The following is a 20,220-nucleotide window of genomic DNA, read 5'->3' as shown; positions in this document are numbered from 1 at the left end:
GGCCTTACCCTCGCGACCTTTTGCCATCGACAAACCGCCATGACGCCCCTGACCCGCCCCGAACTGCTCGCCCCCGCCGGCACCCTGAAAAACATGCGCTACGCCTTCGCCTATGGCGCCGATGCGGTATACGCCGGCCAGCCGCGCTACAGCCTGCGGGTGCGCAACAACGAATTCGACCACGCCAACCTGGCCCTCGGCATTCGCGAGGCCCAGGCCCAGGGCAAGCGCTTCTACGTGGTGGTCAACATCGCCCCGCACAACGCCAAGCTCAAGACCTTCCTCAAGGACCTGGAGCCGGTGATCGCCATGGCCCCAGACGCGCTGATCATGTCCGACCCGGGGCTGATCATGCTGGTGCGCCGGCACTTCCCGCAGATGCCGATCCACCTGTCGGTGCAGGCCAATACGGTGAACTGGGCCAGCGTCGAGTTCTGGCAGCAACAGGGCCTGAGCCGGATCATCCTGTCCCGCGAACTGTCCCTGGAAGAGATCGAGGAAATCCGCCAGCAGGTGCCGGCCATGGAGCTCGAGGTATTCGTCCATGGCGCCCTGTGCATGGCCTACTCCGGGCGCTGCCTGCTGTCGGGCTACATGAACAAGCGCGACGCCAACCAGGGCACCTGCACCAATGCCTGCCGCTGGAAATACCAGGCCCAGGAAGCCACGGAGAACACCCTCGGCGAGATCGTCCAGCAGTTCCAGCCGGAGCCGACCCTGGGTCTGGGCGCGCCGACCGAGCAGGTGTTCCTGCTGCGCGAGGCCAATCGCCCGGACGAAGCGATGCCGGCCTTCGAGGACGAGCACGGCACCTACATCATGAACGCCAAGGACCTGCGCGCGGTGCAGCACGTCGAACGCCTGACGCGCATGGGCGTGCACTCGTTGAAGATCGAGGGCCGCACCAAGTCGCACTTCTATTGCGCCCGTACCACCCAGGTCTATCGCCGGGCCATCGACGACGCGGTGGCCGGCCGCGAGTTCGACCGCAGCCTGATGAACGACCTGGAGTCCCTGGCCCAGCGTGGCTACACCGAAGGTTTCCTGCGCCGCCATGTGCACGACGAATACCAGAACTACCTGAACGGCAGCTCGGTATCGGAACGCCAGCAGTTCGTCGGCGAACTCACCGGCGAACGCCGTGACCGGCTGGCGGAAGTGAAGGTGAAGAACCGCTTTGCCCTGGGCGACCATATGGAGCTGATGACCCCCAAGGGCAACTTCCACTTCGACCTGCATCAGTTGCAGAACATCCATGGCGAGCCGATCGAGGTCGCGCCGGGGGACGGGCATACGGTGTACCTGCCGATCCCGGACGCGGTGGATCTGCGCTTTGCCCTGTTGATGCGCGACGTGACGCCGAACAGCGCGGTGTAATCCTGATTGCGGTGGCGTCTCTGATGACGCCATCGCGGGCAAGTCGGATCGCCGCCCGCTCGCTCCTACAGAGGATAACGAGCTACCCGCGATACGCTTGAACGCTTAGATACGGAACTGCCCCACCAGTTTGCCCAGGCGCTGGCCGAGGTCGGCCAGGCTGCGTGAGGTCTGGGCGCCGAGCTGGGTTTCGTCGGCGACGCTGTCCACCGCCACTGCGATCTGGTGCACGCTGCGGTTGATCTCTTCGGCCACCGCGGTCTGTTCTTCCGCGGCGCTGGCGATCTGCGCGTTCATCGAGTTGATGGTGCCGATCAGTTGCGCCATGGCATCCAGCGAAGCCCCGGCTTCGTTGGCCTGGTGCGAGGTGCCGTCGCCGGCATCGCTGGAGCGGCGCATGGCCTCCACGGCGGTGCGCGTGCCCTGTTGCAGGCGGTCGATCATGCCCTGGATTTCCTGGGTGCTCTGCTGGGTACGGCTGGCCAGCGCCCTGACCTCGTCAGCCACCACCGCGAAGCCACGTCCGGCCTCACCGGCCCGCGCTGCTTCGATGGCCGCGTTGAGAGCCAGCAAGTTGGTCTGTTCGGCGATGGAACGGATCACGTCGAGCACACTGACAATCGACGCCACGTCTTTCTGCAGGCTGTCCAGGGAGGTGCCGCTGCTGCGGATATCGCTGACCAGCGCATGAATCTGCTGGATGCTGCCATCCACTACGCGCTTGGCCGCCTGGCCTTCCTCGTCGGTCTGCTGCGCCGCCACCGCCGCGCCCTGGGCGCTGCGTGCCACTTCCTGGGCCGCCGACGACATTTCATTGATCGCCGTGGCCACCTGATCGGTCTCGTGGCGCTGGCGCTCCATGGCCTGCTCGGAACGCTGGGCCTGTTCGGACACCTGGGTCACCAGGCCGGTGAGCTGGCCGGTCATCTCGGTGATCTGCCGCACCAGGCCGTGGATCTTGTCGACGAAACGGTTGAAGGAGCCGGCCAGGTCGCCCAGCTCGTCCTGGCTGGTGATGGCCAGGCGGCGGGTCAGGTCGCCTTCGCCGGCGGCGATATCGTCGAGGTTGAGCTTCATCAGGTTCAGCGGCCGCAGGATGGTATTGGCCACCAGCATGCCGATGGCGGCGATCACCAGCAGCACCACCACAGCGATACCGATGATACTCAGGACCATGCCCCGCATGCGCTGGTTGACGCTGGCCTCGACCTCGGCCACCTGGGCGTCGATGCCGTCCAGGTTCACCGAGGAGCCGACGATCAGGTCCCACTTGGGCAGGTATTCGGTGTAACCCAGTTTCGGCACCAGCACGTCGCTGCCCGGCTGGGTCGAGCTGTACTGCACATAGTGCGTGCCGTCCTTGCCGACCTTGACCAACTCGCGGTTGACGTACACGCCGTTGGGGTCGCGGTTGTCCTTGAAGCTCTTGCCGACGCCGTCCGGGCTGTTGCCCTTGAACAGGCGCACGGTCTCGGAGTCGTAGCCGAAGAAGTAACCGTCCTTGCCGTAGGTGATGTTCGACAGCAGCTTCACCACCTGGGCGCGGGCCGCGGTATCGCCAGGCGCCGCCGCGTCGTAGAGCGGCTTGACCGTGCTCAGAGCCACCTCCACATAGCTTTGCAGCGTGGTCTTGGCCTCGCCGAGCAGGCGCTGCCGGGTCTCGTCCACCTCGTTCTGCGCCTGCTGCTTGAGCATGACGACCGTGGTCAGGCTGATCACCAGCGCAAACAACAGCACCGGGAGGACCGCGAGGGACAGGACTTTGCCCTTCAGACTTAAGCGCATAGGAGGTTCACTCTTGATTTTATTGGCGTGATACAGCCTTAACGGCACGCCACCACAAAAGTTGAGCCCGCGGGAAGATGAAGGGAATCTGGGGCCACGCAGCGCCCTTGAGATTTATCGCGAGCAAGCTTCGCTCCTACAGATACGACGCTTCTGTAGGAGCGAAGCTTGCTCGCGATAAGGACAACACAGTACAGCTGAAACCCCGCGGCCTCAGAGCACCATCGCCGCGACCCAGCCGAACGCCAGCAGCGGCAGGTTGTAGTGCAGGAAGGTCGGGACCACGGTGTCCCAGATGTGGTGGTGCTGGCCGTCGATGTTCAGGCCGGAGGTCGGGCCCAGGGTCGAGTCCGAGGCCGGCGAGCCAGCGTCGCCCAAGGCACCGGCGGTGCCGACGATGCAGACGATGGCCAGCGGGCTGAAGCCCAGTTGCACGCACAGCGGCACGAAGATGGTCGCCAGGATCGGCACGGTGGAGAACGACGAGCCGATGCCCATGGTCACCAACAGCCCCACCAGCAACATCAACAAGGCGCCGACACCCTTGCTGTGGCCAATCCAGCTGGCCGAAGACTCCACCAGGCTCTTCACCTCGCCGGTGGCCTTCATCACCTCGGCGAAACCGGCGGCGGCGATCATGATGAAGCCGATCATCGCCATCATCTTCATGCCTTCGGTGAACAGGTCGTCGGTCTCGCGCCAGCGCACGATGCCCGACACCGAGAAGATCAGGAAGCCGGATAGCGCGCCGATAATCATCGAATCCAGCAACAGCTGGATGACAAAGGCCGCGACAATCGCCAGGCCCGCCACCAGCAGCGTGCGCGGGTTGTATTGCACTGTCACCTGCTCGACTTTCTCGATCAGCTGCAGGTCATACACACGCTTCTTGCGGTAGCTGACAAAGGCCAGCAGCAGGCCGAAGACCATGCCCAGCGCCGGAATGCCCATGGCGTGGGTGACATTGATATTGCTGATGTCCACGCCGCTGCGGGCGACGTTGGCCAGCAGGATCTCGTTGAGGAAGATATTGCCGAACCCCACCGGCAGGAACATGTACGGGGTGATCAGGCCGAAGGTGATGACGCAGGCGATCAGCCGTCGGTCCAGTTGCAGTTTGCTCAGCACATACAACAGTGGCGGCACCAGCAGCGGGATGAAGGCGATATGGATCGGCAGGATGTTCTGCGAGGCGATCGCCACCACCCACAACAGGCCGATCAGCAGCCATTTGACGTTGCCGCCGCCATTGGCGTCCTGGCGGTCCACCAACAGCAGGATCTTGTCCGCCAGGGCGTGGGCCAGGCCGGACTTGGCGATCGCCACCGCAAAGGCGCCGAGCAAGGCGTAGGACAGGGCCACAGTCGCTCCGCCGCCGAGGCCGTTGTTGAAAGCCTTGAGGGTCGCCTCGATGCCCAGGCCACCGGTCAACCCTCCCACCAGCGCGCCTACGATCAGCGCGATCACCACATGCACGCGGGACAGGCTGAGGACCAGCATGACGCCAACCGCGGCAATTACTGCATTAATCATCGTTACCTCATGGCACTGCGACGGGAAAACGCCGCAAAAGGAATGAGTCCGGCCAGAGGGCATGGCTGCCGACGCCGGATTGGAAAAGGAGGGTCTTATTAGAGGGCGCGCACTTTGCAGCAGCGGGCAACGCTTGTCAAAACCGGCGGTCCGCTGCCAACGCCTTTCCTGTAGCCGCTGGCGCAGCCTGCGATAAGGTCCGAAGGACCTTCCGAGGCCCTCAAAAGCAGCGCCCACTTCGTGGTCGAGCGCAGCCTGCGGCAGCGGCTACAGGAGACGGTGGCTTAGGGGCGAGTCCGCAACGAGCCAGCCCCCCGGGGAAATTCGAACGAGCGTTTAAAGAAGGCCGTTCTGCGGCCGATACGTTGCAAAGTCTCAAATAAATATCGAATAAGGACGTCTCCATGTCGCTCAGACAACTTTCCATCCAGTGGAAAATCACCTTGCTCGCCGGACTCTGCCTGGCCGGCATCGTGACCCTGCTGGTAGGGCTTTCGCTGTACCGCATGGAGCACAGCTCCGCACTGGTGAAGGCTTCGAGTATGGAGATGCTCAACGAAGCCGCCCAGGCCCGCATCGAGGCCCAGGGCGAAGTCCAGGCGCTGGGCATCCGCCAGCAATTCATGGACGCCTATCAATACGGCCACGGCTTCTCGCGCCAGGTGCTGTTCCTGCGCGAACAGGCCGAGAAGCGCTTCCTCGATGCCTTCGACCTGCGCGAGGACCTGACCCGCCAGGTGAAGTCGGCGCTGCAAGCCAACCCCGACCTGCTCGGCCTGTCGCTGGTGTTCGAGGCCAATGCACTGGACGGCAAGGACGAACTCTTCAGCGGCCAGGGCGAACTGGGCAGCAACGACAAGGGCCGTTTCGCCCTCTACTGGTCACAGCCGACCCCGGGCAAGCTGACCTCCATGGCGCTGCCGGAAAGCGACATGAGCGACACCACCACCGGCCCCAGCGGCCAGCCGGCCAACGCCTGGTTCACCTGCCCGCGCAGCACCCTCAAGCCCTGCGTGATCGAGCCCTACTTCTATGCGATCGACGGCCAGAACGTGCTGATGACCAGCATCGTGTTCCCGCTGCTGGTGAACGGCAAAGTCATCGCCTCGCTGTCGGTGGACATCAACCTCAACAGCCTGCAATCGGTCAGCCAGCAAGCGAGCAAGGAACTCTACGACGGCCAGACCACGGTCAGCATCATCAGCCCGGTCGGCCTGCTCGCCGGCTACAGCGCCGACGCCAGCAAGCTCAGCCAGCGCCTGGACCAGCTGGACCAGGCCAACGGCGGCGAACTGATCCGCCTGCTGTCGGCCAGCCCCCAGACCCAGAGCCTGAACGACGACAGCGAACTGAAAGTGCTCGCGCCCTTCACCCCGATTCCCGGCGGCAAGCCCTGGGGCGTGCTGCTGCAAGTGCCGGAGCGGGTCCTGGTGGGCCCGGCCGAAGCGCTGAAGAACCAGCTGGACCAGAGCAATAAGGCCGGCACCCTGGTCGAGCTGGGCCTGGGCCTGCTGGCCGCGGTGCTCGGCCTGCTGCTGGTGTGGCTGATGGCGCGCAGCGTGACCCGGCCGATCCTCGGCGTGGCACACATGCTGGAAGACATCGCCAGTGGCGAAGGCGACCTGACCCGGCGCCTGGCCTACGACAAACAGGACGAACTGGGCCAGCTGGCCGGCTGGTTCAACCGCTTCCTCGACAAGCTGCAACCGATCATCGCCGAGGTGAAACGCTCGGTGCAGGACGCCCGCGGCACCGCCGACCAGTCCTCGGCCATCGCCACCCAGACCAGCGCCGGCATGGAGCAGCAGTACCGCCAAGTCGATCAGGTGGCCACCGCCTCCCATGAAATGAGCGCCACCGCCCAGGACGTCGCCCGCAGCGCGGCCCAGGCCGCGCAAGCCGCCCGCGATGCCGACCAGGCCACGCGCCAGGGCCTGAGCGTGATCGACCGCACCACCGCGAGCATCGACCACCTGGCGGCCGACATGAGCACCGCCATGACCCAAGTCGAAGGCCTGGCCGCCAACAGCGAGAAGATCGGTACGGTGCTGGAAGTGATCCGCGCCATCGCCGAGCAGACCAACCTGCTGGCCCTCAACGCCGCCATCGAGGCCGCCCGCGCCGGCGAGGCCGGGCGCGGTTTCGCGGTGGTCGCCGACGAAGTGCGCAACCTCGCCCGCCGTACCCAGGAGTCGGTGGAGGAAACCCGCCAGGTCATCGAGGAGCTGCAAAGCGGCACCCAGGAAGTGGTCGGCTCGATGGGCAACAGCCATCGCCAGGCCCAGGGCAGCGTCGAGCAGGTCGGCCAGGCGGTCACCGCCCTGCGGCAGATCGGCGACGCGGTGACGGTGATCAGCGACATGAACCTGCAGATCGCCAGCGCCGCCGAAGAGCAAAGCGCGGTGGCCGAGGAGATCAACAACAACGTGGCGACCATCCGCGACGTCACCGAGTCGCTGTCGGAGCAGGCCAACGAATCGGCGCGGGTCAGCCAGTCGCTGAACAGCCTGGCCAACCAGCAGCAGAGCCTGATGGATCAGTTCCGGGTCTGAAGAGTCTCATCGCGAGCAAGCTCGCTCCTACACTGACGGCGCCGTCTCTGTAGGAGCGAGCTTGCTCGCGATAGCGATCTGCCTGTCACCGCAAGGCTCGGTCCCAACCACTACTGGCGCCCAGGCAACTCGATCAACACCCGCAGGCCGCCCTGCGGGCTTTCCAGCAAGCGCAGCACCCCGCCCCAGCTCTCGACGATGTCACGCACGATGCCCAGACCCAGGCCATGGCCATCGGTCTGTTCGTCCAGGCGCGTGCCACGGCTGAACACCTGGCTGCGCTGTTCCTCGGGAATCCCCGGCCCATCGTCGTCCACTGCCAGGCCGTACCCCTGGGCGGTCTGCCAGACGCTCAGCGCCACTTCGGCATCGGCCCACTTGCAGGCGTTGTCCAGCAGGTTGCCCAGCAACTCCAGCAGGTCTTCCCGGTCCCAGGGCAGTTGCAGGCCAGGAGTCGCCTGATAGCTCAGGTCCAGGTGCTCGCCATGGATCATGTTCAGGGTCGCCAGCAGTCCCGGCAGCTCGGCGTCGCAATCGAACAGCGCGCCGGGCAACGCATCGCCGGCCAGGCGCGCGCGGTTCAGCTCGCGATTGAGCCGCTGCTGCACCTGCTCCAGCTGTTCTTCAAGTAATTGGCGCAACTCCGGGTGCGCTTGCAGCTTGGGGTTGGAAGCCAGGCTCAGCAGCACCGCCAGCGGGGTCTTCAGCGCATGCCCGAGGTTGCCCAGGGCATTGCGCGAACGCTTGAGGCTGTCTTCGGTATGGGCCAGCAGATGGTTGATCTGCGCCACCAGCGGCTCCAGTTCCAGCGGCACCTGTTCGTCCAGTTGCGAACGCTGGCCGCGTTGCAATTGGGCGATCTGTTCGCGGGCCTGTTCCAGCGGGCGCAAGGCGCGGCGCACGGTAAGCCGCTGCAGGATCAGGATCAGCAGCAGGCCGGCCAGGCCCAGGCCCAGGCCAACCTGCTGCATGCGCAGGAAGCTCTCGCGCACCGGGGTGTAATCCTGGGCGACGCTGATGGAAATCGACTGCCCGAGGCGCCGGTAGTCGGTGCGCAGCACCAGCAGGCGCTGGCCTTCCGGTCCCAGTTGCAGGTTGCTGTGCAGGCCGGTCTGCGCAAGTGCGGGCAGGTCCTGGTCCCACAACGAGCGGGAGCGCCAGTGCACGTCATCGAAATCGATGCGGAAGTAATGCCCGGAAAACGGCCGCTGATAGGCCGGCGACAGACGTCGCTCGTCCAGCTGCAAACCCTGCGGGCCACGCACCAGAGCCACCAGCAGGCTTTCGCTGTCGTTGCGCAGGCCGGCTTCCAGGTAGCGTTGCAAGCCCATCTCGAACAGCCACAGGCTGGTCTGCGCCAGCACCAGGCCGACAATCACCATCACACTGATCAGGCCCAGGCTCAGGCGGCGCTGGATCGACCTCACTGGGCGCTCCCGCCGAACAGGTAGCCCTGGCCGCGACGGGTTTCGATCACGCTGCGCCCGAGCTTGCGCCGCAGGTGGTTGACGTGGACTTCCAGCACGTTGGAATCGCGCTCGGTCTCACCATCGTAGAGGTGCTCGGCCAAATGGCTTTTCGAGAGGATCTGCTCCGGGTGCAGCATGAAGTAGCGCAGCAGGCGGAACTCGGCGGCGGTCAGCTGGATATCCACGCAGTCGCGCACCACGCACTGGCGGCCTTCGTCGAGGTGCAGCCCGGCGGCCTGCAGCGTTGGCTGGTTGGCCTGGCCGTGGGAACGGCGTAACAACGCCTGGATGCGCAGGTGCAACTCTTCCGGGTGGAAGGGTTTGGTCAGGTAGTCGTCGGCACCGGCCTTGAGGCCTTCGATGCGTTCGGCCCAGGAACCGCGGGCGGTAAGGATCAGCACCGGAGTCGCCAGGCCGCCGGCGCGCCACTTGGCCAGCACTTCCAGGCCCGGCACTCCCGGCAGGCCGAGGTCGAGCACGATCAGGTCGTAGGGCTCGCTGGCGCCCTGGTACAGCGCGTCACGGCCGTCGGCCAGCCAGTCCACGGCGTAGCCCTGGCGGTTGAGCCCGGCCAGCAGTTCGTCGGCCAGGGAGACGTGGTCTTCCACCAGGAGCAGGCGCATCAGTCATCTTCCTTGTCTTTCAGTAAGCGGCCGGTGGTGGCCTCGAGGTCCAGCTCGCGGACCACGCCCTCGGCGGTCAGCAGCTCGACTTCATAGATGTAGACGTCGTGTTTTTCTTCCAGCTCGGCTTCCAGCAGCTTGGCCCCGGGGTAACGGTCCAGGGCCTGTTGCAGCAACTGTTCCAGCGGCAGGATCACCCCTTGCTGGCGCAGGCGCAGGGCTTCGTCCTGGTCCAGGTCGCGGGCCAGCGCCACCGAGCAAAAAGCCAGAAGCGCCAGGGCCACCCTGCTGCCGGCGCGTAGATTCACCTTCATTACGTATCCTGATGATCCTTGAGCACCTGGCCGCTCACCGCGTCCAATTCCAGGTCCCACTCAACCCCTTGAGGGTCGCGCATCTCGATCTGGTAGATGTACTTGCCGTACTCCTCTTCCAGCTCGGTTTCGGTGATGGTCGCGCCCGGGTGCTTGGCCAATGCCGTGGCATTGAGTTTTTCAAAGGACACAATGGTACCAGCGTCGCGCAGTCTCAGGGCCTCGTCGGGCCCCAGGTCGCGAGCATGGGCCAGGCTGGCGGTCATGCCGATGAGGGTCGCGGTGAACAGGGCAGCCAGGGTTTTCATGGGGTGTCTCCGGTTTTCTCGTTATGTGTTGCTACGCGGCTCACGATAGCGGGTCGAACTTAATTGAAACTGAATGGCCATCATCGCCAGCGTGCAGGTTTCATTCGGCGCCGCCGGCCCGAGCTTTTATACTCACCCGTCGCTCGAGATTGAGGCCGGTATGACCGCCATCCACATCAAGTTTCCCGCCCTGACCCTCAAGGCCGGCCCACGCGCCCTGGCCCGTATCCGCGCCAACGGCCTGAGCGCGGCCGAAGTCGGCACCCTGCCCGGCGCCGCCGGCGGGCCAAAAGCCCTGGGCATCCAGGGGCTGGACCTGGCGCTGTTCGGCGAATGGCTGCCGGCGGCGCCACGGGAGCGTTCGCTGATCGGTGCCTCGGTGGGTTCCTGGCGCTTCGCCAGCGCCTGCCTGCCGGACGCCGCCGAAGGCATCCGCCGCCTGGGCCAGCTGTACAACGCCCAGAGTTTCGCCAAGGGCGTGACCATGGCGCAGATCAGCCAGAGTTCGCAGCGCATGCTGCACGAGCTGCTCGATGGCCGCGACGCGAGCATTCTCGACAACCCGCACTACCGGCTGAACATCATGGTGGTGAAAAGCCACGGCCTGCTCGCCGACGACCATCGCGGGCGGCTGGGCCTGGGATTGTCCTCGGTGATCGCCGACAACCTGCGTGGCCGCGCGCGCCTGTCGCGGCACTTCGAACGCCTGGTGCTGCACGACCCGCGCCTGGCACCACCGCTGCAGGCTCTCGACGACTTCCCCTCGCGCTTCGTGCCGCTGGACACCGGCAACCTGCGCCAGGCCCTGCTCGCCTCGGGTTCGATCCCGATGGTCATGCAAGGCGTGCGCGACCTGCCCGGTGCCGGGGCCGGCACCTTCCGCGACGGCGGCCTGCTGGACTACCACCTCGACCTGCCCTACAGCGGCGACGATATCGTGCTCTACCCGCACTTCACCGACCGGGTGATTCCCGGCTGGTTCGACAAGACCCTGCCCTGGCGCCGCGGCAACCCCGGCCGCCTGCAGGACGTGTTGCTGCTGGCACCGTCGAAGGAATACCTGGCGCGCCTGCCCTACGGCAAGCTGCCAGACCGCAACGACTTCAAGCGCTTCATGGGCGACGACGCCAGCCGCCAGAAATACTGGCGCAGCGCGATGGACGAAAGCCGGCGCCTGGGCGACGAGTTCCTCGAACTGGCCGCAGGTGGTCGTCTCGGCGAACGGCTATTGACCCTTTAGTCAGTGTTTTCCCGCACCCGCACAACCAAGCTGGTAAACTCGCTGCCTGCCTTACATCGCCCGCGGCGATAGCCACCTGACCGAGCTGACCGACACTGTGGAAATCTTCAAAGAATTTACCTTCGAATCCGCCCACCGCCTGCCCCACGTGCCCGCTGGCCACAAGTGCGGGCGCCTGCACGGCCACTCGTTCAAGGTGGCCATCCACCTGAGCGGCGACCTCGATCCGCACACCGGCTGGATTCGTGACTTCTCCGAAATCAAGGAGATCTTCAAGCCGCTCTACGAGCGCCTGGACCACAACTACCTGAACGACATTCCCGGCCTGGAAAACCCCACCAGCGAAGTGCTGGCCAAGTGGATCTGGAACGAGCTCAAACCCCTGCTGCCGGAGCTGAGTGCGATCCGCATCCACGAGACCTGCACCAGCGGCTGCATCTATCGCGGCGAATAAACCGTCGCCCGCTTGAAAAAAACCACCGCCCGCGGTGGTTTTTTTATGCCTATGCCTGCCCGCTCGGCCCTCGCGCCTTGAGCGGAGAACGCCCCGTCATGCCCTCGACCATTCGCCCGGCCACCGTGGCCGACCTGAGCCTGATCGAGGCCGGCAATGGCCGGACTTCGCTGAACGACAGGCACTCGCCGCTGGTCATAACTGCATCCGGCTTTACACCCACGAAGCCATGAGCGAAAACATCGTCCTGTACACGCGCCGCGGTCACACCAAGAGCCACCGCGCCGAGGAGCACGGGCTGCGCCAGGCCTACATGAGCAAGGCGCTGGACTGATCACCCGCAGAGGACCACAGCATGAGCGATTGGCCGCTGGATCGAACCTACAGCTTCAATGGGTACACCGTTCGCTACGCCATTCACGGTGAGGGCCCGCCCCTGGTATTGGTGCACGGCACGCCCTTCTCTTCCTACGTCTGGCACCGCATCACCCCGCACTTGCGCGCCAGCCACCGGGTGCACTATTTCGACCTGCTGGGCTACGGCCAGTCGGAACAGGCCGTCGGCCAGGATGTGTCCCTCGGCGTGCAGAACCAGCTGCTGGCCGAACTGCTGGAGCACTGGGGCCTGGAACGCCCGGACGTGGTGGCCCACGACTTCGGCGGCGCCACCGCCCTGCGCGCCCACCTGCTCAATGGCAAGGACTACCGCAGCCTGACCCTGATCGACCCGGTGGCGCTGTCGCCCTGGGGCTCGCCGTTCGTGCAGCACGTGCGCCAGCACGAACAGGCCTTCAGCGGCGTGCCGGACTACATCCAGCGCGCCATTGTGCCGGCCTACATTCGTGGGGCGATCCAGCGCGAGATCCCCGACCAGGAGCTGGCACCCTACGTCCAGCCCTGGCTCGGCGCCAGCGGCCAGGCCGCCTTCTACCGGCAGATCGCGCAGATGGACGAGCGCTACACCACGGAAGTGGCCGGGCTCTATCCGAGCATCCGTTGCCCGACCCAGATCCTCTGGGGCGAGGACGATCAGTGGATCCCCATCGAGCGCGGTCGCCAACTGCACCAGCTGATCCCCGGCTCGCGGTTCCAGGCCGTGCCCAACGCCGGCCACCTGCTGCAGGAAGACGCACCGGAAGCCATCATCGCCGCGCTGCTGCGTTTTCTACCCCAGGCCGGGAGCGAGACATGAGCCCACGCATCTACCTCGCCGGCTTCGATGTATTTCGCCGCGATGCCATCGCCCGCGGCGAATACCTCAAACGCCTGTGCCAGGCCCAGGGCCTGCAAGGCCTTTACCCTTTCGATCAGCAGGTGCCGGCCCAGCCGACGCCGGAGCAGACCGCCCAACTGATCTGCCAGCAGAACCTGCAGATGATCCGCGACTGCGACGCGGTGCTGGCCAATCTCAACGCCTTTCGCGGCCTGGAACCGGACTCCGGCACCGCCTTCGAGGTGGGCATGGCCATCGCCCTGGGCAAACCGGTGTGGGCCTGGTTCGACGCACCCGCGACCCTGCGCGAACAAGTGCCCCATGACGCCGACGGCCGCGACGCCGAAGGTTTCCTGGTGGAGGATTTCAAGCTGCCGCGCAACCTGATGCTGGCCTGTACCTGGGCCGGCCATAGCCGCAGCGCCGAAGAAGCCCTACCGCGCCTGGCCGCTTACCTCGCACGACAACGGCCGGCCCCCCCACTGTAGGAGCGAGCTTGCTCGCGATAAATCTTCAAGGTCGATGCAATGCTCAGGGGCCTCATCGCGAGCAAGCTCGCTCCTACAGTGACGGATTCAGCCCCAGCGATTACTTGAGGACATCCACCATGGAAAACACCTGGCTCACCCACGCCAAACGCTTGCAGGCCCTCGCCTCCACCGGGCTGCATTTCTGCAAGGACCCGTTCGACCGCGAGCGTTACCAGGAAGTCGCCGATATCGCCCACGACATGCTCGCGCAACTGGCCGACGTGCCCCTGGAACGCATCGCCGGCCTGGTGTCGGACTTCGCCAAACGCTACTCGACACCCCTGGTGGATGTGCGCGGCGCCTTGATCGAAGACGAGCGCATCCTCCTGGTCCGCGAGCGGACCGACGGCCGCTGGGCCTTGCCCGGCGGTTATGCCGATATCGGCCTGTCGGCCGCCGAAAACATCGTCAAGGAGATCCACGAAGAAGCCGGGCTCAGCGTCTCGGCTCGCGCCCTCTACAGCGTCCGGCACAAGGCCAAGGGCCCCTTCACCCCCGACACCCGGGACTTCTACAAGCTGTATTTTCTCTGCGAGCGCAACGACCGCAGCGCCCCGGTGGCCGGCTCGGAAGTCAGCGACGCCGGGTTCTTCGCCCTCGACGCCCTGCCCGAATTGTCCCGCGGCCGCACCGTGGAAGGCGATATCGAAGCGGCCTTTGCCTTCCATCGCGGCGAAACCCGCCTGACCCTGTTCGATTGAGCCAATGTAAAGCGTCCTTGACACCCCTGGAGCGCCTGCCTAATGTAAAGCACCCTTTACTTCAGGAGCCGGCCATGTGCGGCAAACGCTACCTCGTGGAATTCACCCTCGCCCTGCTGGCGTACCTTGTCGCCGTGGTGCTCAGCACTTACCTGATGTCGGGCATGGACAGCAGCGCCGGGCGCATCGCGGTGTCGCTGATTCCCGTGATCCCGATGATCGCCATGGCGCTGGTGGTCATCCGCCAGCTGCGGCGTCTGGATGAACTCAGCCAGCGCATCCAGCTCAACGCCCTGGGCATCGCCTTTGTCTGTACCGCGCTAATCACCTTCAGCTACGGCTTCCTGGAAATAGCGGGCCTGCCGCGACTGTCGATGTTCGCCGTCTGGCCGATCATGGGCTCGGTATGGCTGGTGGCCACGCTTCTCGGCAACAGGCGTTACCAGTGAACAACCGCCTGCGTGAACTGCGCGCCGCGCAAGGCTGGTCCCAGGCGGAACTGGCCGCGCGCCTTGAGGTTTCGCGGCAGACGGTGAACGCCATCGAGACCGGGCGCTACGACCCCAGCCTGCCCCTGGCCTTCAAGATTGCGAAGGCCTTCGGCCTGCCCATCGAGGGTATTTTCGAGGCTCCCGAGGACTGAGCGGCCAGTGATCCAATTTGTCTCACCGGCGCACCGCTTTCGCGCCTGAGCCGGCCAATCGGACACGCCACAAAGCAAAAATCCGCTGCTTGTCTATAAATCTCCTGCAGGTTGCACAACGCCGGCTGGGCGCCCCTGACGCCGAGGGCGTTGGCACGGCGACTGCAATGGGCCTGCGTCGCTTACGCACCAGGCCCGGCCTGGGCCAATCAGGGGAAGGCAGATGACGCAGAACGATCCAGGCAACGACTACCCGCTCAGCGAAGTCCCGATGCACGCGCGCAAGGGCCTGGCCTCCACGGCCATGGTGCTGCTGGGCTTCACCTTTTTCACCGCCACCATGTTCGCCGGCGGCAAGCTCGGCGTGGCCTTCAGCTTTGGCCAGATGCTCGGGGTGATCGTCCTCGGCAACCTGCTGCTGGGCCTGTACGCAGCGGGCCTGGGCTATATCGCCTTCAAGAGCGGCCTGAACTCGGTGCTGATGGGGCGCTTCTGTTTCGGCGAGGTGGGCAGCAAGCTCAGCGACCTGATCCTCGGTTTCACCCAGATCGGCTGGTACGCCTGGGGCACCGCCACCGCCGCGGTGGTGCTGGGCAAGTATTTCGAGCTGGGCCAGGGCACGGTGCTGGGGCTGATGGTGCTGTTCGGTATGGTGTTCTGCGCCACCGCCTACGTCGGTTACCGCGGGCTGGAAATCCTCTCTTATATCGCGGTGCCGGCCATGGCCCTGCTGCTGTTGCTGTCGATGTGGGTGGCTACGGTCAAGGTCGGCGGCCTCGATGGGTTGCTGGCCGTGGTACCGAGCGCCAGCCTCGACCTGTCCACGGCCATCACCCTGGTGTTCGGCACCTTCGTCAGCGGCGCCACCCAGGCCACCAACTGGACACGCTTTTCGCGTTCGGCCAGGGTCGCGGTGCTGGCCAGCCTGATCGGCTTTTTTATCGGCAACGGCCTGATGGTGCTGATCGGGGCCTACGGCGCCATCGTCTACCAGCAGCCGGACGTGGTCGAAGTGCTGCTGTTGCAGGGGTTCGCCATGGCCGCCATGGCCATGCTCCTGCTGAATATCTGGAGCACCCAGGACAACACCATCTACAACTTCGCCGTCGCCGGCTGCAACCTGCTGCGCACTGGCCGACGCAAGACCGTGACCCTGGTCGGCGCGGTGATCGGCACCCTGCTGGCGCTGCTGGGCATGTACGACATGCTGGTGCCCTACCTGATTCTGCTGGGCACGGTGATCCCGCCGATTGGCGGAGTAATCATGGCCGACTTCTTCTATCGCTACCGCGGCCAGTACCCGCGCCTGGCCGACAGCAAGTTGCCGGCGTTCAACTGGGCCGGCCTGGGCGCCTATGCCATCGGCACCGTGGCGGCCTTCGGCTCGCCCTGGGTCGCGCCGCTGGTGGGCATCGCGGCCGCCGCCCTGAGCTACATGCTGCTGAGCAGCCTGTTCGGCGCACGCGCCACCACCGCGGCGGACATCCAGGCATGAACCCGGACCACGCGACGTTGCGGCCGCCGGCCCGAGCGCCGTACCCTGACCGCCTGGATTGAAAAAGGAATCGCTCCGATGCTCATCATCAACGCCCGCCTGCGCAACCGCGAAGGCCTGCACGAACTGCACCTGGAGAACGGTCGCATCGCCAGCATCGCCCGGCAGACCGAAGCCCAGACCCTGGGCCCCGACGACCTCGACGCCGGCGGCAACCTGGTGGTACCGCCCTTCGTCGAGCCGCACATTCACCTGGACGCCACCCTCACCGCCGGCGAGCCGCGCTGGAACATGAGCGGCACCCTGTTCGAAGGCATCGAATGCTGGGGCGAGCGCAAGGTCACCATCACCCAGGAAGACACCAAGGCCCGCGCCCGCAAAACCATCCGCGCCCTCGCCGCCCACGGCATCCAGCATGTGCGCACCCATGTCGACGTCACCGACCCGGAGCTGACCGCGCTCAAGGCCATGCTCGAAGTACGCGAGCAAAGCGCGCACCTGGTGGACATGCAGATCGTCGCCTTTCCCCAGGAAGGCATCGAAAGCTACCGCAACGGCCGCGAGCTGATGGAAGAGGCAATCCGCCTCGGCGCCGATGTGGTGGGCGGCATTCCGCACTTCGAGTACACCCGCGACCAGGGCGTGAGCTCGGTGAAGTTCCTCATGGACCTGGCCGAACGTACCGGCTGCCTGGTGGACGTGCATTGCGACGAAACCGACGACCCGCATTCGCGCTTTCTCGAAGTGCTGGCCGAAGAAGCCCGCAGCCGCGACATGGGTTCGCGGGTGACCGCCAGCCACACCACCGCCATGGGCTCCTACGACAACGCCTACTGCGCCAAGCTGTTCCGCCTGCTCGGTCACTCGGGCATCAGCTTCGTTTCCTGCCCCACCGAAAGCATCCACCTGCAGGGGCGCTTCGACAGCTTCCCGAAACGCCGCGGCGTGACCCGGGTCAACGAGCTGCTGGAAGCCGGGATGAACGTGTGTTTCGGCCAGGACTCGATCGTCGATCCCTGGTACCCCCTGGGTAACGGCAACATCCTGCGGGTGCTGGAAGCCGGCCTGCACATCTGCCACATGCTCGGCTACCGCAACCTGCAGAGCGCCCTCGACCTGGTCACCGACAACAGCGCCAAGGCCCTGGCCCTGGGCGAGCGTTACGGCCTGGAGGAAGGCCGGCCGGCCAACCTGCTGATCCTGTCGGCCGACAGCGATTACGAAATGATCCGCAGCCAAGGCCTGCCGCTGTACTCGATCCGCGACGGCAAGGTGCTGATGAAACGGCAAATGGCCCAAGTGGAACTGCCGGGCGATGCGGGGTTTGTGTAACGGCCGCTGACGTCATCGCGGGCAAGCCTCGCTCCTACAGACGCACGTCAGTCGTGCTGTTGCGACCAACCCGATCCCTGTACGGCTAAGTCATCGCAGCAAGCCTCACTCCGAAACCAAGATCGCGGTCTTCTGTAGGAGCGAGGCTTGCCCGCGATGGCGTACTTGAATACACCTCGATCTAAGCAATACCCACCGCCGTACCGAACAGGCTCACCCGCACCAGTTCCCCACCCCGCTCCTCCAGGCGCAGTGGCGCGGTGCCGCCAGGCATCAGCACCGCGACTTCGCCGGCCTTGACCCAGCCGACCCGCCACGCCGCGCTGGCCACCGCACTGGCACTGGTGCCGGAGGATGCCGTGGGGCCTTCGCCGCGTTCGAACACCCGGGCGGCGATGCGCTGCGGCCCTTCCAGCCACGCCCATTGCAGGTTCACCCCCGCCGGGCAGGGCTCGCCGCTGCCGGTGGGCATGGCGTAGGCAATGCGCGTCAGCGCCTCGGCCAGGGGCGCTTCATTCATCTGCCGGTTGCTCGGCAAGGCGCTGGCATCGCCGACCAGGGTCACGCAATGCGGGTTGCCGATGCGCACGAACTGGCTGCGGCTCCATTCCGGGTGCAGCCGCGCCAGCCCGCGCACCCGACTCAGCTCGACGCAGCTCGAACCGTCATTCTCGACCCCGTGTTGCGCGCCCACGGCTTGTGCACCGAACGCCGGTTGCCCGAGGTCCAGCCAGAAGCCGGACACCCCGGCGACCTGTGCCGGCTCGACCACGGTCGCCACCGGCGACACCCCATCCGGTTTGTCGTGATGCACCCGCAACTCCGTAGGCCCCTGGGCCGGCAGCAGCCCTTGCTCGGTCAAGGCCTGGGAAAAGATGGTCAGCCCATTGCCGCTGCGCTCGGCCAGGGTGCCGTCGGTGTTGACGATCAGCAGGTCGAACGGCGGCGCGTCCTGGAACGGCCCGACCAGCAAACCGTCGCTGCGATGGGCCTTGGCCCCAGCCGGCCGGGTGCCGGGCGCCCAGCCGCACAGGGCCTCGATAACCTGTTCGCTCCAGCTGGCCCGGGCCAGCGCCGCCTCGGCCGCGCTGGCCGGCAAGGCAATCCCCAGCTCACGTACCGTGGCAGGTGCCACCACACCGTAAAGATTGCCGCGGGCATCGTAGAAAGAGGTCATTGCGAGGTTCCAAAAGCAGACGGGCCGCTGACATTACTGTGAATGCAGCGGCCCGGCCAAGCCCTGTGCCAAGCCTCCTAACAGGGTCGGCGCCTGGCTCAGCGCACCAGGCACGGCCGCTTGTTGTCGAAGCGCCAGCCCGGAATCAGGCACTGCATGGCCACGCTGTCGTCCCGGGCGCCCAGGCCGCGGCTGTTGTACAGCTCGTGGGCGCGGGCCAGCGCGTCCAGGTCCAGCTCGACGCCCAGCCCCGGCGTCTGCGGCACTGCCACACAGCCCTCGACGATCTGCAGCGGATTGCGGGTCAGGTGCTGGCCGTCCTGCCAGATCCAGTGGGTGTCGATGGCGGTGATCTCGCCCGGCGCCGCGGCCGCCACATGGGTGAACATGGCCAGGGAAATATCGAAGTGGTTGTTGGAATGCGAGCCCCAGGTCAGGCCCCATTCATGGCACATCTGCGCCACCCGCACCGAACCCTGCATCGTCCAGAAATGCGGATCGGCCAGGGGAATGTCCACCGCTTGCAGCTGGATCGCGTGGCCCATTTCCCGCCAGTCGGTGGCGATCATGTTGGTCGCCGTAGGCAACCCGGTGGCACGACGGAATTCGGCCATCACCTCGCGCCCGGAGTAACCGTTTTCCGCGCCGCAGGGGTCTTCGGCATAGGCCAGCACCTGGTGCTGGTCGCGACACAGGGCGATCGCCTGCTTCAGCGACCAGGCACCGTTGGGATCGAGGGTGATGCGCGCCTTGGGAAAACATTCGGCCAGGGCGGTGACCGCCTCCATTTCCTCTTCGCCGCGCAGCACGCCGCCCTTGAGCTTGAAGTCGTTGAAGCCATACCGCGCCTTGGCCGCCTCGGCCAGGCGCACGATACTCTCGGCGTTCAGCGCCGGTTCATGGCGCAGGCGCAGCCAGGCATCGTCGGCCTCGGCTTCGTTGCGGTAGGCCAGGTCGGTCTGGCGCCGGTCGCCGATGTAGAACAGGTAGCCGAGCATCTTCACCGATTCGCGTTGCTGGCCTTCGCCGAGCAACGCCGCCACCGGCACGCCGAGGAACTGGCCGAGCAGATCGAGCAACGCCGCTTCCAGCGCGGTCACCGCATGGATCGCGATGCGCAGGTCGAAGGTCTGCTGGCCGCGGCCGCCGGCATCGCGCTCGGCAAAGCGCTGGCGCACCTGGTTGAGCAGCTTCTGGTAGTGGCCGATGGGCTGGCCGACCAGCAGTTCGCGGGCCTCCTCGAGGGTCGCGCGAATCCGCTCGCCCCCCGGCACTTCACCGACCCCGGTGTTACCGGCGCTGTCGCTGACGATCACGATATTGCGGGTGAAGAACGGGCCGTGGGCGCCGCTGAGGTTGAGCAGCATGCTGTCATGCCCGGCCACCGGCACCACTTGCAGTCGGGTGATGAGTGGTGTCTGGCCAGGGTGATGGTGGGTGGATTCAAGCGTCATGGGTCGGTTCCTGTCGGCAA

General features: G+C 65.7%; 20 protein-coding genes and 3 pseudogenes. 14 read left to right on the top strand and 9 right to left on the bottom strand.

Features of this window, described 5'->3' with window-relative positions; all coding sequences use genetic code 11:
- Positions 1 to 39 precede the first annotated feature (39 nt).
- Complete coding sequence (gene yegQ / locus NRG23_RS30345) at positions 40 to 1,377, top strand: tRNA 5-hydroxyuridine modification protein YegQ (protein WP_028682975.1); 1,338 nt, start codon at positions 40 to 42, stop codon at positions 1,375 to 1,377.
- 105 nt (positions 1,378 to 1,482) lie between these two features.
- Here the strand turns inward: yegQ and NRG23_RS32995 are convergent.
- The 3 genes and pseudogenes from NRG23_RS32995 to NRG23_RS30335 all read right to left on the bottom strand — a co-directional run.
- Positions 1,483 to 2,076, bottom strand: a pseudogene (locus NRG23_RS32995) (methyl-accepting chemotaxis protein); the annotation flags it as partial.
- A 312-nt stretch (positions 2,077 to 2,388) separates the two neighbouring features.
- A pseudogene (locus NRG23_RS32990) lies at positions 2,389 to 3,072 on the bottom strand (cache domain-containing protein); the annotation flags it as partial.
- A gap of 303 nt (positions 3,073 to 3,375) precedes the next feature.
- Positions 3,376 to 4,692, bottom strand: coding sequence for a Na+/H+ antiporter family protein (locus tag NRG23_RS30335; RefSeq protein WP_162473262.1), 1,317 nt, complete (start codon positions 4,690 to 4,692; stop codon positions 3,376 to 3,378).
- Positions 4,693 to 5,099: 407 nt separating this feature from the next.
- Between NRG23_RS30335 and NRG23_RS32985 the strand changes: the two are divergent.
- Together NRG23_RS32985 and NRG23_RS32980 are read left to right on the top strand one after the other, a co-directional pair.
- A pseudogene (locus tag NRG23_RS32985) lies at positions 5,100 to 6,341 on the top strand (chemotaxis protein); the annotation flags it as partial.
- A 150-nt stretch (positions 6,342 to 6,491) separates the two neighbouring features.
- Positions 6,492 to 7,247: a methyl-accepting chemotaxis protein gene (locus tag NRG23_RS32980; RefSeq protein ID WP_371920945.1), complete on the top strand. Its 756-nt coding sequence runs from the start codon at positions 6,492 to 6,494 to the stop codon at positions 7,245 to 7,247.
- Between the two features lie 110 nt (positions 7,248 to 7,357).
- On the opposite strand, the gene NRG23_RS30325 is transcribed toward NRG23_RS32980, so the two are convergent.
- The 4 genes from NRG23_RS30325 to NRG23_RS30310 are packed head-to-tail and all read right to left on the bottom strand — an operon-like array spanning position 7,358 to position 9,961.
- Positions 7,358 to 8,674: a sensor histidine kinase gene (locus tag NRG23_RS30325; RefSeq protein ID WP_038633707.1), complete on the bottom strand. Its 1,317-nt coding sequence runs from the start codon at positions 8,672 to 8,674 to the stop codon at positions 7,358 to 7,360.
- Positions 8,671 to 9,339, bottom strand: a complete 669-nt coding sequence (locus tag NRG23_RS30320; protein ID WP_257373200.1) for a response regulator transcription factor — start codon at positions 9,337 to 9,339, stop codon at positions 8,671 to 8,673. Before NRG23_RS30320 ends, NRG23_RS30325 begins: the two co-directional genes overlap by 4 nt.
- Positions 9,339 to 9,653 (bottom strand): PepSY domain-containing protein, encoded by a 315-nt coding sequence (locus NRG23_RS30315; protein ID WP_007930564.1) that lies wholly within the window; start codon positions 9,651 to 9,653, stop codon positions 9,339 to 9,341. Before NRG23_RS30315 ends, NRG23_RS30320 begins: the two co-directional genes overlap by 1 nt.
- Complete coding sequence (locus NRG23_RS30310) at positions 9,653 to 9,961, bottom strand: PepSY domain-containing protein (protein WP_038633710.1); 309 nt, start codon at positions 9,959 to 9,961, stop codon at positions 9,653 to 9,655. Before NRG23_RS30310 ends, NRG23_RS30315 begins: the two co-directional genes overlap by 1 nt.
- A gap of 160 nt (positions 9,962 to 10,121) precedes the next feature.
- On the opposite strand from NRG23_RS30310, the gene NRG23_RS30305 reads away from it, so the two are divergent.
- The 11 genes from NRG23_RS30305 (at position 10,122) to codA (ending at position 17,569) form a co-directional block, all read left to right on the top strand.
- Positions 10,122 to 11,201: a hypothetical protein gene (locus tag NRG23_RS30305; RefSeq protein WP_038636760.1), complete on the top strand. Its 1,080-nt coding sequence runs from the start codon at positions 10,122 to 10,124 to the stop codon at positions 11,199 to 11,201.
- 97 nt (positions 11,202 to 11,298) lie between these two features.
- Positions 11,299 to 11,655, top strand: a complete 357-nt coding sequence (gene queD, locus NRG23_RS30300) for a 6-carboxytetrahydropterin synthase QueD (protein WP_007930577.1) — start codon at positions 11,299 to 11,301, stop codon at positions 11,653 to 11,655.
- 98 nt (positions 11,656 to 11,753) lie between these two features.
- Positions 11,754 to 11,888, top strand: a complete 135-nt coding sequence (locus tag NRG23_RS30295) for a hypothetical protein (RefSeq protein WP_257373199.1) — start codon at positions 11,754 to 11,756, stop codon at positions 11,886 to 11,888.
- Positions 11,885 to 11,989 (top strand): acetyltransferase, encoded by a 105-nt coding sequence (locus NRG23_RS30290; RefSeq protein ID WP_257373198.1) that lies wholly within the window; start codon positions 11,885 to 11,887, stop codon positions 11,987 to 11,989. The genes NRG23_RS30295 and NRG23_RS30290 overlap by 4 nt, the downstream gene beginning before the upstream one ends.
- A gap of 21 nt (positions 11,990 to 12,010) precedes the next feature.
- The gene (locus NRG23_RS30285; protein WP_257373197.1) at positions 12,011 to 12,847 is read left to right on the top strand and encodes an alpha/beta fold hydrolase; all 837 of its coding nucleotides are present in this window, start codon (positions 12,011 to 12,013) and stop codon (positions 12,845 to 12,847) included.
- Complete coding sequence (locus NRG23_RS30280) at positions 12,844 to 13,356, top strand: nucleoside 2-deoxyribosyltransferase (RefSeq protein WP_041986359.1); 513 nt, start codon at positions 12,844 to 12,846, stop codon at positions 13,354 to 13,356. The genes NRG23_RS30285 and NRG23_RS30280 overlap by 4 nt, the downstream gene beginning before the upstream one ends.
- A 119-nt stretch (positions 13,357 to 13,475) precedes the next feature.
- Entirely contained in the window at positions 13,476 to 14,099 is a 624-nt protein-coding gene (locus NRG23_RS30275; RefSeq protein WP_257373196.1) for an NUDIX hydrolase, read from the top strand.
- 74 nt (positions 14,100 to 14,173) lie between these two features.
- Entirely contained in the window at positions 14,174 to 14,548 is a 375-nt protein-coding gene (locus NRG23_RS30270) for a hypothetical protein (RefSeq protein ID WP_009049877.1), read from the top strand.
- Positions 14,545 to 14,742, top strand: coding sequence for a helix-turn-helix transcriptional regulator (locus NRG23_RS30265; RefSeq protein WP_009044678.1), 198 nt, complete (start codon positions 14,545 to 14,547; stop codon positions 14,740 to 14,742). Before NRG23_RS30270 ends, NRG23_RS30265 begins: the two co-directional genes overlap by 4 nt.
- Before the next feature lie 223 nt (positions 14,743 to 14,965).
- Entirely contained in the window at positions 14,966 to 16,237 is a 1,272-nt protein-coding gene (gene codB, locus NRG23_RS30260; protein ID WP_009049878.1) for a cytosine permease, read from the top strand.
- 78 nt (positions 16,238 to 16,315) lie between these two features.
- On the top strand, positions 16,316 to 17,569 hold the full coding sequence (gene codA, locus NRG23_RS30255; RefSeq protein WP_016701963.1) for a cytosine deaminase: 1,254 nt from the start codon (positions 16,316 to 16,318) through the stop codon (positions 17,567 to 17,569).
- Positions 17,570 to 17,750: 181 nt separating this feature from the next.
- Here the strand turns inward: codA and NRG23_RS30250 are convergent, their stop codons facing one another.
- Both NRG23_RS30250 and gudD read right to left on the bottom strand, forming a co-directional pair.
- The gene (locus tag NRG23_RS30250) at positions 17,751 to 18,746 is read right to left on the bottom strand and encodes a diaminopimelate epimerase (protein ID WP_257373195.1); all 996 of its coding nucleotides are present in this window, start codon (positions 18,744 to 18,746) and stop codon (positions 17,751 to 17,753) included.
- Between the two features lie 98 nt (positions 18,747 to 18,844).
- Positions 18,845 to 20,200, bottom strand: a complete 1,356-nt coding sequence (gene gudD, locus NRG23_RS30245; protein WP_009049881.1) for a glucarate dehydratase — start codon at positions 20,198 to 20,200, stop codon at positions 18,845 to 18,847.
- Positions 20,201 to 20,220: the final 20 nt, after the last annotated feature.

This window comes from Pseudomonas sp. T8 (genome assembly GCF_024610635.1).
Classification (GTDB): domain Bacteria; phylum Pseudomonadota; class Gammaproteobacteria; order Pseudomonadales; family Pseudomonadaceae; genus Aquipseudomonas; species Aquipseudomonas chlororaphis_I.
Note: the sequence above shows the minus strand (reverse complement) of the source record. Positions and strands in the feature narration are given on the sequence as shown.